The 12,991-nt window shown below is 63.3% G+C and carries 11 protein-coding genes; 9 read left to right on the forward strand and 2 right to left on the reverse strand.

What is annotated here, in order from left to right; genetic code table 11:
- Positions 1-11: 11 nt before the first annotated feature.
- The 3 genes from ACFELO_RS01155 to argE all read left to right on the forward strand — a co-directional run bounded on the left by ACFELO_RS01155 (position 12) and on the right by argE (position 4,929).
- Positions 12-2,957, forward strand: a complete 2,946-nt coding sequence (locus ACFELO_RS01155) for a M16 family metallopeptidase (RefSeq protein ID WP_440958747.1) — start codon at positions 12-14, stop codon at positions 2,955-2,957.
- A gap of 126 nt (positions 2,958-3,083) precedes the next feature.
- Positions 3,084-3,776 (forward strand): FKBP-type peptidyl-prolyl cis-trans isomerase, encoded by a 693-nt coding sequence (locus tag ACFELO_RS01160; protein ID WP_440958748.1) that lies wholly within the window; start codon positions 3,084-3,086, stop codon positions 3,774-3,776.
- Positions 3,777-3,780: 4 nt separating this feature from the next.
- The gene (gene argE, locus ACFELO_RS01165) at positions 3,781-4,929 is read left to right on the forward strand and encodes an acetylornithine deacetylase (RefSeq protein ID WP_440958749.1); all 1,149 of its coding nucleotides are present in this window, start codon (positions 3,781-3,783) and stop codon (positions 4,927-4,929) included.
- Between the two features lie 3 nt (positions 4,930-4,932).
- Here the strand turns inward: argE and ACFELO_RS01170 are convergent, their stop codons facing one another.
- Both ACFELO_RS01170 and ACFELO_RS01175 read right to left on the reverse strand, forming a co-directional pair.
- Positions 4,933-5,682: a phosphoadenylyl-sulfate reductase gene (locus ACFELO_RS01170; RefSeq protein ID WP_440958750.1), complete on the reverse strand. Its 750-nt coding sequence runs from the start codon at positions 5,680-5,682 to the stop codon at positions 4,933-4,935.
- A 131-nt stretch (positions 5,683-5,813) separates the two neighbouring features.
- Positions 5,814-7,004 (reverse strand): NAD-dependent epimerase/dehydratase family protein, encoded by a 1,191-nt coding sequence (locus ACFELO_RS01175; protein WP_440958751.1) that lies wholly within the window; start codon positions 7,002-7,004, stop codon positions 5,814-5,816.
- Between the two features lie 204 nt (positions 7,005-7,208).
- On the opposite strand from ACFELO_RS01175, the gene gap reads away from it, so the two are divergent.
- The 6 genes from gap to ACFELO_RS01205 all read left to right on the forward strand — a co-directional run bounded on the left by gap (position 7,209) and on the right by ACFELO_RS01205 (position 12,935).
- On the forward strand, positions 7,209-8,219 hold the full coding sequence (gene gap, locus ACFELO_RS01180; RefSeq protein ID WP_440958752.1) for a type I glyceraldehyde-3-phosphate dehydrogenase: 1,011 nt from the start codon (positions 7,209-7,211) through the stop codon (positions 8,217-8,219).
- 27 nt (positions 8,220-8,246) lie between these two features.
- Positions 8,247-9,434 (forward strand): phosphoglycerate kinase, encoded by a 1,188-nt coding sequence (locus ACFELO_RS01185; protein WP_440958753.1) that lies wholly within the window; start codon positions 8,247-8,249, stop codon positions 9,432-9,434.
- 86 nt (positions 9,435-9,520) lie between these two features.
- Complete coding sequence (locus tag ACFELO_RS01190) at positions 9,521-10,540, forward strand: class I fructose-bisphosphate aldolase (RefSeq protein WP_440958754.1); 1,020 nt, start codon at positions 9,521-9,523, stop codon at positions 10,538-10,540.
- 9 nt (positions 10,541-10,549) lie between these two features.
- The gene (gene pnuC / locus ACFELO_RS01195; protein WP_440958755.1) at positions 10,550-11,140 is read left to right on the forward strand and encodes a nicotinamide riboside transporter PnuC; all 591 of its coding nucleotides are present in this window, start codon (positions 10,550-10,552) and stop codon (positions 11,138-11,140) included.
- Positions 11,137-12,126, forward strand: a complete 990-nt coding sequence (locus tag ACFELO_RS01200; RefSeq protein ID WP_440958756.1) for an AAA family ATPase — start codon at positions 11,137-11,139, stop codon at positions 12,124-12,126. The genes pnuC and ACFELO_RS01200 overlap by 4 nt, the downstream gene beginning before the upstream one ends.
- 59 nt (positions 12,127-12,185) lie before the next feature.
- The gene (locus tag ACFELO_RS01205) at positions 12,186-12,935 is read left to right on the forward strand and encodes a class I SAM-dependent methyltransferase (protein WP_440958757.1); all 750 of its coding nucleotides are present in this window, start codon (positions 12,186-12,188) and stop codon (positions 12,933-12,935) included.
- Positions 12,936-12,991: the final 56 nt, after the last annotated feature.

Genomic DNA, 12,991 nt, shown 5'->3' on the forward strand with positions numbered 1-12,991 from the left:
AAACGAGGAAAATGATCATGGTAAAGCGCTATTCCCGCATCGCTGCTTGGTGTCTGACGCCTGTTGCTGTGATGTCGCTCTGGGCTTGCAATGATCATGATGCGACGCCGGATGCAGCAGGCGACGATCTCGCCGCTGCGTTCGAAGCCGCCGATTTCCCGCATGAAGCCAGTGATATCTCCGTTGATCCGGCAGTGCGGTATGGCGTTCTGGAGAACGGCCTGCGCTACGCCATTCTGGAGAATGACACGCCCAGCGGCACCGCCGCCCTGCGCATGGTGTTCGATGCCGGTTCTCTGGCTGAAGACGATGACCAGCGCGGTCTGGCGCACTTCATCGAGCATATGGCGTTCAACGGCACCACCCATGTGCCGGAAGGCGAAATGGTCGCGCTTCTCGAACGCTATGGTCTGGCCTTCGGCGCCGACACGAACGCGTTCACCGGTCGCGAGGTGGTGGGCTATCAGCTCGACCTGCCCAGCAATTCCGAGCAGATGCTGAATGTCGGGCTGTTCCTGATGCGCGAGACCGCCTCCGAACTGATTTTTGACAGCGAGGCGATTGATCGCGAACGCGGCGTGATTCTGGGCGAGGAGCGCTATCGCAACACGCCGATCCGCCGCTTCTTCAACGCGTATTACACCTTCCTGTATCCGGACACGATCATCACCGAGCGCGACGCCATCGGCACTGTCGAGGTGATCGAGACCGCGCCGGCCGAGCGCCTGGAAGCCTATTACAATGATTATTACACGCCCGAGCGCGGCATGCTGGTCGTCGTGGGCGATGTGGACGCTGACCTGATCGAAGCGAAGATCCGCGACGGTTTCGACATCAGTCTTGAGGGTCTGGATGTCGAGCATGTGGCGAGCTTCGCCAGCTGGGAGCAGCCCAGCCCTGCGGCGCCCGATCCCGATATCGGTACGGTTGAGGATCCGCAGGAGCCTGAATTCGGTTTCTTCTATGACCCGGACGTCTTCACCCTGATCACCGTGGACGTGATGGAGCCGGGCCTCGCTGCCTATGACACCCAGGACGCGCGCTTTGAAGATCTGCTGCGCCAGCTGGGCAACAGCATCGTGCAGCGTCGTCTGCAAAGCGCCATCAATCGCGGCGCCTCGCCGCTGGTTCAAGCCAGCCTGTCTTATGGTAACGAGTTTGATCTGGTGAACAAGGCTGGCCTGTTCGCCGTTTCCAGCCCGGATCGCTGGCGCGAAGGCGTGGCGACGCTGGAGCAGGAATTGCGGCGCGCACAGGAGCATGGCTTCACTCAGGCCGAGCTGAACGAGCAGCTGGCCAATGTGCGCACCAGTCTGCGCAATGCCGTTGATCAGGCCGATACGCGTCAGAGCGGTGATCTGGCGGACGGCGTGTGGTCAAGCTGGATCGAGGGTCAGGTCTTCTCTGCGCCGAGCGACGTGATGGCGCGCTTTGAGGCGCTGGAGGATCGCATCACCCTGGAAGCGGTTGAAGACGCCTTCAACCGGATCTGGACGGCCTCTCCGCCCAAGGTGATGGTGGCGCTCAATCAGGATGTCACCGATGGCGCCGCCGCGGTGCGCGAGGCCTGGCTGGCGTCGTCGGCGGAGCCGGTCGAGGCGGTCGAAGAGGCTGGCGTCACCGAATTCGCCTATACCGATTTCGGCACGCCGGGCGAGGTGGTCAGCACCAGCCGGATCGAGGATCTGGGCGTGGATCAGGTCGTGTTCGACAACGGCGTGATGCTCAACGTCAAGACCACCGATTTCGAGGACAATGTCATCCGCGTGCGCGTTGATTTCGGCGCGGGCGACCTCACCCCGCAGCCTACGGCGGCGGCGGGCACCATTCTTGGCGCGGCGTTTGGCGGCGGTGGTCTTGAAGCCCATGACCGTGACGAGCTGCAGCGCCTGCTGGCGGGCCGATCGGTGGGATACGGGCTGAATGTGGGACCGGATTATTTCGCCTTCGCCAACGCCACGACGCCGACCGATTTCGAGCTGCAAATGCAGGTCCTGGCCGCCTTCATGAGCGCGCCGGGCTGGCGTGAGGACGGGCTGAACCAGTTCCGCACCATCGCCGAGGAAATCCGTCGCGGCCAGAACGCGCAGGCGGTTCAGGTCGCCGTGAACCGGGTGGGCCGGATGCTACGCTCGGGGGATCCGCGCTGGGGCTTCCCGACCGCGGAAGAGGTCAACGCTTTCACCATGGAGCATGCCCGCACCATGCTGGAGCCGGCGCTGCAGAGCGCGCCGATCGAGATCACCATCGCGGGGGACGTCACCACGGAACGCGCCATCGAGGTCGTCGCCAGCACGTTTGGCGCGCTTGAGGATCGTGACGAGAGCTGGCCGTCCTATGCCGAAAACGCCGAGATCGCATTCCCGGCGCCGACCGAGGAGCCGGTGGTCGTGACCTTCAACGGTCAGGACTATCAGGGCATGGCGAATGTCTACTACCCCACGACGGACGGCATCAACGCCCGCGAACGTCGCGCCTATGACCTGCTGCGCGCGGTCTATAACCTCAAGGCGATCGACCGTTTCCGCGAGCAGGAAGGCGCGACCTATTCCGCCATCGTTTCCAGCCAGCAATCGCGGGTTTCCGAAGGCTATGGCTTTTTCTGGGTCGGTCTGGATGTGGCCGTGGACGACATCGAGCGCATGTATGACATCGCTGACGAGATCGCTCTGGCCATGGCCAATGGCGACATCTCCGAGGATGAGCTGCAGCGGGCGCGCAATCCGGTTCTGGAAAGCATTGAAGAGAACTTCGAGCGCAATCCGTTCTGGGTGAACGCCCTGTCGCGTTCGCAGACCCAGCCTGAGGATCTCGACCAGATCCGCTCGGTGGAGGCGGATTATCGTGAGGTCACTGTCGAGGAGCTGGTCGAGCTGGCGTCCCGTTCGCTGCGCCCTGACGCCGCATACCGGGTGACCATCCTTCCCCAGAGCGCGGTCCAGCAAGACGCCGAATAGGACATCCGGACGCGGCCCGCTCATGCGACGGGCCGCGTCTGACCTCTCGACGTTCGGACAAGTCCTGATACTCTCCTGCGCACCGCGCCCGGATGTTCGGGCGTTCATGCTCGAGGGAGAGAACGCATGAACCGTTTCGCGCTTTTGACCACCGCCGCTTTCGTCAGCCTGGGCCTTACCGCCTGTGGCGCTCCTCAGGCTGACGAACCCGAAGCTCAGACGTCGGGCGAGGAAGAGCTTAGCGAGACCGAAGCCCAGGTGAATGACATCCTGGAAGCCATGGCGGAGACCGCCGAGGCGTCCGAGGAAGAGCAGATCGTCGCCGAGGCGCGTCGCTGTACGGCTGAAGGCGATGACGCCGAGTTCACCGCCCCCGAACAGGGCGCCGATCAGGCCCGCGCCGACTATAACGCTGTGGTTGGTGAAGCCTTCCTGGCGCAAAACGCCGAGAATGCTTGCGTCTTCACCCTGCCCTCCGGTCTTCAGTTCCGCGTGGATCGCGCACGCGACGGCGCGTCACCGGACCCGCGTGGCGAGCTGGTTGAAGTCAATTACGAAGGCACGCTGATCAATGGCGAGGTCTTTGACAGCTCTTACGAGCGCGATGAATCCGCCGTGTTCCCGTCCAACCGTCTGATCCGGGGCTGGGTCGAGGCGCTGCCCCTGATGAATGTGGGCGAGGAATGGACCCTCTTCATCCCGTCCGATCTCGCCTATGGCCCCACTGGCACACAGGGTGGCCCGATCGGTCCGAACGAGACGCTGATCTTCCGTCTGGAGCTGATCAGCCTGCCCAACCGCCCGATCGACGAGCAGTAAATCCATGCGCACCGCCTCTGACTGGCTGGCCGAGCTGGTGTCCTTTGACACCACCTCGCGCAATTCCAATCTCGCCCTGATCGACCGGGTCGAGTCCTATCTTGCCGGGTTGGGGGCGGAGTGCCATCGGATCGAAAGCCCGGACGGCAAGAAAGCCAATCTGCATGCGGTCCTCGGGCCGCATGTGGATGGCGGCGTTGTCCTGTCCGGGCATACTGATGTGGTGCCGGTGGATGGTCAGGACTGGAAGACCGACCCGTTCACCCTCACCGAACGTGACGGCAAGCTCTATGGTCGCGGATCGTGCGACATGAAGGGCTTCATTGCCTGCGCTCTGGCCAAGGCGCCCGGTTTCGCCAAGGCGGAGCTGAAGCGTCCGGTTCATTTCGCCTTTTCCTATGACGAGGAGATCGGCTGTCTGGGCGCGCCGGACATGATCCGCCAGATGGCGGGCCACTCCCCGCGCCCTTCTTGCGTGATTGTGGGCGAACCCACCGAAATGGCGGTCGTGACCGGCCATAAGGGGCTCTATTCGGTGCGCGTCGAGGTAACGGGCAAGGAAGCGCATTCTTCCCTGGTGGAAGACGGCGCCTGCGCCACGACCTATGCCGTGCGCCTGATGCACTGGCTGGTGCAGGAATCAGACAAGCTCAAGGCGGCCGCTCCCGATGACAGCCCCTTCACCCCGCCCTATGGCACCCTGACCATTGGTCAGATGGGTGGCGGCACGGCGACGAACATTCTCGCCAAATCCGCCTGGTTTGAATCTCTCATGCGTCCCGCGCCCTGGGATGACGGTCCGGGTCTGGGGCGTCGTCTTGTCGAAGAGGCGGCGCGTATCGAGGCCGAGATGCAGCGCTATGCGCCTGAAGCAAAGATCACGGTGACCACGCGCTCCAATGTGCCGCCGCTTCGGCCTGAAGACATGGGCGAGGCCGAAACTCTGGCGCGCGCCCTGACGGGGGATAACAGCCCGCGCGTCGTCGCCTATGGCACCGAGGGCGGTCAGTTTCAGGAAGCGGGATTCTCCACGGTCATTTGCGGACCGGGCTCGATTACCCAGGCGCACCAGGCGGACGAGTTTGTCGCCATCAGCGAGCTCGACGCCTGCATGCGGTTCTTGGACAAGCTTGAACAGCGCTTGAGCGCCTAGCGCCTAGCGTCCGCCCGTGCGGGTGATCGTGCCGTCCTCGGCGATATGGATGCCGCACTCGGTCTTGTCCTGACCGGCCCAGCGTCCGGCGCGCGGGTCGGCGCCGGGGTCTTTCACCTGACTTGTGCAGGGCAGGCAGCCGATCGAGGGATAGCCGTCGGCCACCATGGGGTGGGGCGGCAGGTCATGCGCCTCGAAATAGGCGTTGATCTCATCGCGCGACCAGTCAAACAGCGGATTGAGTTTGAGCTTTCCGTCCTGAATTTCGACCCGGGGCAGGGCGGCGCGATCGCCGCCATGATGACGTTTGCGGCCCGAAATCCAGACCTTGAACGGGCGCAGGGCGCTGATCAGCGGCAGAGTCTTGCGGATATGGCAGCACAGATCGGGATTGGTCTGGTGCAGCACCCCGTCCGGATCGTCGGCTTTCAGGTGATCAGGGTTGGGCGTCAGCGTCTGGATATCGGTCAGGCCCAACCGGTCAGCCAGCGCATCACGATACGCCAACGTCTCGTCAAACAGCTGTCCGGTATCCATGAACAGCACCGGCGTGTCCGGTTTCGCCTGCGCCACCAGATGCAGGATCACCGCGCTCTCCGCCCCGAAGGAGGACACCACGCAGGACTCGCCGGGATAGATGTCCGCCAGCACCCGTCGCACGGCGCCGGCGGCATCAAGGCCATCAAGCGCAGCGTCCAGCGCCTGTGCGCCCGCTTCCAGCGCCAGCCGGTATTCTGATTTCAGCGGAGCCATGGATCACCTGTAGTCGCTGTTTCCAGACTGGGCGCTTGTGTGCAGCGCATCAAGAGCGGGGTGCGACAAGGGCTGAGAAAAAAGGCCGGATGCGAGGATCCGGCCTTTGATCATCTGGGTGCAAACGCGGACTAGCGGGTCGCGTTCTGGGCCGCTTCGCGGTCCTTGTTCCAGTAGGAGACGGACTTCACCTTGGAGCGGTCGCAACGATCAGAGTATTTACGTGCGATCTCGGTGACTTCCTCCATCAGGCCCTCGGCGAGGGTGATGGGCTTCAGACCCATCGACAGGAAGGTGTCGTTCTCCACGTGAAGTTCGTTCTCGTCGGCTTCGTTGCGCGGGTTCGGTAGATAGGCGACCTCGGTCTTGGTCATGCCGGCGATCATTTCAGCCAGTTCGCGCACCCGGTGGGTCTCGGTCATCTGGTTCATGATGCGCGTGCGTTCGCCGTGCTCGGGCGGATTCTCGACCGCCAGCTGGATGCAACGCACCGTATCCTGAATGTGGATGAAGGCGCGGGTCTGGCCGCCGGTGCCGTGCACCGTCATCGGGAATTCAATCGCGGCCTGCATCAGGAAGCGGTTCAGAACGGTGCCATAGTCACCATCATAGTCGAACCGGTTGATCAGGCGCTCGTCCTTCTTGGTCTCTTCAGTCTGGGTGCCCCAGACAATGCCCTGGTGAAGGTCGGTGATCTTCACCTTGTCGTTCTTGTTGTAGAAGTGGAAGAACAACTGATCCTGGGTCTTGGTCATGTGGTAGATTGAGCCCGGATTGGCCGGATAGAGGATCTCCTGATCCTTCAGGCCTTCCTGGGTCTCCACCTTCACCTTCAGATAGCCCTCGGGGATTTTCATGCCCGCGGTGCCATAGCCGTACACGCCCATGGTGCCCAGGTGGACGAGGTGGATGTCGAGCCCGGTCTCAACGATTGCGGCCAGCACGTCATTGGTGGCGTTGAGGTTGTTGTCGACCGTGTAGCGCTTGTGGCGCGCAGACTTCATCGAATAGGGCGCGGCGCGCTGTTCGGCGAAGTGAATGATCGCATCGGGTTTTTCTTCAAGGATCAGGTCCACGAGTTCCTGATAGTCCTTGCCGATGGTCAGGTCCTTGAAGCGAATCTCCTTGCCGGAGACCTCTTTCCAGGCCGCCAGACGCTCGCCCATCGGGCGGATCGGCGTCAGGGAGTCCACTTCCAGCTCGATATCAATCTTGCGACGAGACAGATTGTCCACGATTACAACATCATGGCCGCGCGCAGAGAGGTGGAGCGCAGACGGCCAGCCGCAGAAACCGTCACCGCCGAGCACGAGTACTTTCATCTCAATCCCCAAAAGACTGTCCTGACCCTGTCAGAATTTTGAACAGGTTTCTTGCAGGTCATGCGTTTGGATGCAAGGCCGGTTCGCGGTCCCGGCGCCCCGGATATGGACGGATGGGCGGGAAGGGGCTAAACCGCGCGCGACATGTCTCAAGGCCGAAAACGCGAGAACGCGTCCGGCCCAGCAAGATCAAAGGAGCAGATCATGGCGCTGCGTGTGGCGATCAACGGGTTTGGCCGGATCGGCCGTCTGGCTCTGCGTGCCCTTATGGAGCACGAGCGGACGGGCGAATTCGAGGTTGTGGCGATCAACAATTCCGGTTCCGCCGAAGCCATTGCCCACCTGTTCGCTTTTGACAGCGTGCATGGTCGTTATCGGGGCGAGGTGACCACCGGTGAAGACTGGATGGATCTGGGCTTTGGCAAGATCACCAAGGTCAATGAGCGCGACCCGTCCAAGCTGCCCTGGGCCGCCATGGGCATCGACATCGTTCTCGAATGCACCGGCGCCTTCAATGACAAGGCAAAGGCGATGGCCCATATCGAGGCGGGCGCCAAACGCGTGCTGTGCTCGGCGCCGGCCAAGAACGCCGACAAGACCATCGTCTATGGCGTCAACCATGACCAGCTGACGGCCGAAGACCTCGTGGTCTCCAACGCTTCGTGCACCACGAACGGTCTCGCGCCGGTCGCCAAGGTGCTCAATGATGCGGTCGGCATCGAGCGCGGTCACATGACCACCATCCACGCCTATACCGGCGACCAGCCGACGCTGGACCGGAACCACAAGGACCTGCACCGCGCCCGCGCGGCCGCCATGTCCATGATCCCGACCTCCACCGGCGCGGCCAAGGCTGTCGGCCTCGTGCTGCCCGAACTTGCAGGCAAGCTTGATGGCTCCGCCGTGCGCGTGCCGACCCCGAACGTGTCGGTGATCGACCTGGTGTTCACCCCGTCCAAGCCGACCAGCGCCGAAGAGATCGCGACCGCCATCAAGGCCGCCGCCGACGGCCCGCTGAAAGGCGTTCTGGGCTATGACACCGCGCCGCTGGTCTCGATTGACTATAACCATGACAGTCGCTCGTCCGTGGTTGCGCTCGACAAGATCACCGTGATCGACGAGCGCCTGGTTCGCGTCATGACCTGGTATGACAATGAATGGGGCTTCGCCTGCCGGATGCTGGACACCGCCAGCGCGATGGGCCGCTTCCTCTAAGCCGACTGACCTTCAAGGGACGCCGACATGATCCGTCGTATCGAAGACGCCGACATCGCTGGAAAACGCGTGCTTGTGCGCGTGGACTTCAATGTGCCCATGCAAAACGGGAGCGTCAGCGACGACACTCGCCTGCGTGCGGCCCTGCCCACCATCGAGCATGTGCGCGAGGCGGGGGCGAAAGTGATCCTGATGGCGCATTTCGGTCGTCCCAAGGGCCAGCGCGATCCGCAGATGAGCCTCGCTCCTGTGGCGACGCCGCTCTCTGAGCTGATCGGTCATCCGGTGAAGTTCGTCTCCGATTGTGTGGGCGCGGACCCCAAAGGCGCGATCTCGCGGATGAAGGCGGGTGACGTGCTTTTGCTGGAAAACACCCGCTTTCATGCGGGCGAGGAAAAGAATGATCCCGAGTTCTCCGCCCAGCTGGCCGAGCTCGGCGATGTCTATGTGAACGACGCGTTCTCCGCGGCTCACCGGGCGCATGCCTCCACCGAAGGCGTGGCGCGTTTGCTGCCGGCCTATGCCGGTCTGGCGCTTCAGCGTGAGATCGACCATGTGACCGCTGCGCTCGAAAACCCCAACCGTCCGGTTCTGGCGGTTGTGGGCGGGGCGAAGGTCTCCACCAAGATCGAGCTTTTGAAAAACCTCGTCAAAAAGGTGGACCGTCTGTTCGTGGGCGGCGCCATGGCGAACACCTTCCTGGCCGCGCGCGGTCATGATGTGGGCGGCAGCCTGTATGAGCGCGACCTGATTGATACCGCCAAGGCCATCGAGGATGCGGCCGGTGAGGCGCAATGCCAGATCCTGCTGCCGACCGATGCGGTTGTGGCGAAAGAGTTCAAGGCGCACGCCGATCGCCGCGTGGCGGAGGTGGATGACATCCAGCCCACCGAAATGATCCTCGACTGCGGTCCGGAGACCGTGGACCAACTCGCGGACGCCATTGCAGCTTCGCGCACGCTGGTGTGGAACGGCCCGCTGGGCGCGTTCGAGACGCCGCCGTTTGACACCGCCACCGTGGAAGCGGCCCGCTATGCGGCCACCCGGTGCAAGGAACATGGCCTGACGGCTGTGGCTGGCGGCGGCGATACGGTCGCGGCGCTCAATCAGGCGGGCGTGTCGGACGATTTCACTTTCGTCTCCACCGCAGGCGGGGCGTTTCTGGAATGGCTTGAGGGCAAGGCCCTGCCGGGCGTGGAAGCGCTCAAGGACTAAAGCTTGACCCTTCGCCCGCTCGGGGCGAAACACACACTCAATCCGGCGACGACCGCCGCACACCATCTGACGGGGGACCGACGATCATGGACATCGATCAGCTTAACGAAATTGCGATCCGCATGACGGCGCCGGGCAAGGGTATTCTGGCCGCCGACGAATCCACGCGCACCATCGGCAAGCGCTTTGATGGCATCGGTCTTGAAAACACCGAACAGAACCGCCGCAACTGGCGCGAGATGCTGTTCCGCACCAATCCTGCGATGACCGACCACATCTCCGGCGTCATCCTGTTTGACGAGACCCTGCGCCAGAAGGCGGCCGACGGCACGCCGCTGGTCAAGCTGATTTCCGATGCGGGCGCCGTGCCGGGCATCAAGGTGGACGCAGGCGCGAAAGCGCTGGCGGGTGCTGAAGGCGAGACCATCACCGAGGGTCTGGATGGCCTGCGCGAGCGTCTGGCCGAGTATTACGAGCTGGGCGCGCGTTTCGCGAAGTGGCGCGCCGTCATCGACATCAATGGCGAAGACATCCCGTCCCAGTACGCGGTGGATGTGAACGTGCATGCGCTGGCCCGCTACGCCGCGCTCTGCCAGGAAGCCAACATCGTTCCGATCGTGGAGCCCGAAGTCCTGATGGACGGCGATCACTCCATCGAGCGCTGCTATGAAGTGACCGAGTTCACGCTCAAGCGCCTGTATGCCGAGCTGTTTGATCAGGGCGTCATCCTGGAAGGCACGGTGCTCAAGCCCAACATGGTCATCGCCGGCAAGAAATGCGCCGATCAGGCCAGCCGCGAGGAAGTGGCCGAGATGACGGTCCAGTGCCTTCTGAACACTGTTCCGGCGGCGGTTCCGGGCATCGCCTTCCTGTCGGGCGGCCAGTCTGATGAAGACGCTACGGCGCACCTGAACATCATGAACGAGGGCTTTGACCTGCCCTGGCCGATGACCTTCTCCTATGGTCGCGCGCTGCAGGCGGCTCCGCTGAAAGCCTGGGGCGGCTCCAATGTTGAAGCTGGCCAGAAAGCCTTCAACCACCGCGCCCGCATGAACGGCCTCGCCGCGCTGGGCGAGTGGAATGAAGGTCTGGAAAGCGAAGGCTAAGCCTCGCTGATGTCATGGCTTGAACCGACTGCCGCCGGGCTCGGCGTGCTTTGCCTGTTCTTTCTGATCCGGCAGAGCATGTGGGCCTGGCCGGTCGGCATCGCCATGACCAGCCTTTACGCCATCATCTTCTTTGATGTGCGCTTGTATTCCGATTTCGGCCTGCAGCTGATCTTCTGCGTGCTGCAGGCTTATGGCTGGTGGTTCTGGCTGAGCCATCGCGACAGGGCCGAGGCGGACAGCCAGGCGCCGGTGATCTGGCTGGGTGTCTCAAAGCTCATGCCCTGGCTGGCGGTCGGCGCTGTGGGCGCGGTTGCGCTCGGGCTGGTCATGGACCGCTTCACTGATGCGGACCTGCCCTATTGGGACGCGATGACCACGAGCTTCAGCCTGGTCGCCCAGTTCATGCTGGCGCGCAAATATCTGGAAAACTGGCTGGTCTGGATCGGCGTCGATGTCGTCGCCATCGGGGTCTACGCCTATAAGGGGCTGATGCTCACCAGCGGGCTTTACGGCCTCTTCCTTCTGATGTGCGTGTGGGGCTATTGGCAATGGCGCCGGGAGTCTGCGGCGGCCCAGGAAGCCGCGCCGGCGCAATGACCGCGCCCATCCATGGCTTTGTGCTGGGCAAGTTCATGCCGCCCCATGCCGGGCACATGTATCTGTGTGATTTCGCTGCCGGGCTGTGTGATCAGCTGACCATTCTGGTCTGCTCGCTCGACCGCGAACCCATCCCCGGCAAGCTGCGTCATGAGTGGATGAGCGCGCTCTATCCGAACGCGCGGGTGCTTCACTATGATCGCGATATCCCCCAGGACCCCTCCGAGCATCCCCGGTTCTGGGACATCTGGCGTGAGCTGATCCGCAGCATTCACCCCGAGCCGATCCATCGCGTCTTCGCCTCTGATGAGTACGGGTTGCGGCTGGGCCAGGAGCTGGGCGCCGAATTCTGGCCCGCTGACCCCGAGCGCGTCTGCCGTCCGGTCAGCGGCACGCAAATCCGGCAAAACCCGATCGCGCACTGGTCGATGATCGCCCCGCCGGCCCGGCCGTATTTCACGCGAACCATTGTCCTTCACGGCCCTGAAAGCACGGGCAAGTCCGTGCTGGGCCAGACGCTCGCGGACAAGCTGGGCGGGGCCTATGTGCCTGAATTCGGGCGCACCTGGTGCGAGCTTTATGGCACAGAGTGCAGTGCGCAGGATCTGCGCAATATCGCAGCGGGTCAGGCGGCAGGGGTCGAAGCGGCCCGACGCACGGCGGAGGGGCTTGTCTTTTCGGATACGGACGGGCTGATCACGGAGGTCTGGTCGCAAATGATGCTGGGGCGCTCGGTCTTTGAGCCTGCGCCAGAGCCGGAAGGCGACCTGTATCTTCTGACTGATATTGACCAGCCCTGGATTGATGACGGCACCCGGGTCTATGGCGATGACGCCGACCGCCGCCGGTTCATGGAGTTGTCCATCGAGGCGCTGGAGCGGCGCGGCGTTGATTATGTCCGCCTGTCCGGCGACTGGGATGTCAGGGAGCGGACAGCCCTCGCCGCGATCCGGGATCGCTTCCCGCAACTTTGCCGGGAGAGGTGACCGCGGCCCCAATCAGGGTATTCTGGCCAACCGATGACTTTGGCGCGAAGGAGACGGCCATGAGCCCGAACCCGTTTGAGCAAGGCGGCGCGCGCTATGCGGCCGGACGCCCGGTTTATCCCGCCAAACTCGCCTTCACCCTGGCAGGGCTTGTCAGCAATCATACGCTCGCGGTTGATGTGGGATGCGGGACGGGGCAGTTGTCCGTGCTGCTGGCTGAGTACTTCACGCAGGTGCGCGCCTTTGACCCCAGCGAGAGCCAGCTCGCCCACGCCCGGCCTCACCCGAAGGTGAGCTACGCAAAAGCACCGGCCGAGGCTTTGCCGCTGGCGGGCGGCAGTGCGAACCTCATTACCGCAGCCCAGGCGGCGCACTGGTTTGACCGACCTCACTTCTACGAAGAGGTCCGCCGGATCGCGGCGCCCGGCGCAGTTCTGGCGCTGATCACCTACAACAACGCCGAAGCTGACACCGAGGCGATGAAGCCCATTGGCCAGCTCTATCAGGCGCTGGATCCCTGGTGGCGACCCGAGCGCGAGGATGTCGAGACCGCCTATGCGCGCTTTGATTTCCCGTTCGACGAAATTCCGGCCAAGGGCGGGGCGATCGTCCATGACTGGACGTTTGATGAGATGCGCGCCTATCTCGAAAGCTGGTCGGCCCTGCGCGCGGCGCGGGCCGATGGCGAGGATAAGATGATCGAAGGCTATCTCGACAAGGCCCGCATGGCCTGGGGCGAGGGTGAGGTTCGGGTGCGCTGGCCCATCACCATCCGGGCGGGGTTCGTCCACAAGCCTGCCCGCCGCTAATCCGCCCCCGGTCCGGGCGCCCTGATACTGACGCTTCAGTCAGCAGGAGGGCCTCT

Origin of the sequence: Oceanicaulis sp. LC35 (assembly GCF_052055585.1) — a bacterium.
Lineage (GTDB): Bacteria > Pseudomonadota > Alphaproteobacteria > Caulobacterales > Maricaulaceae > Oceanicaulis.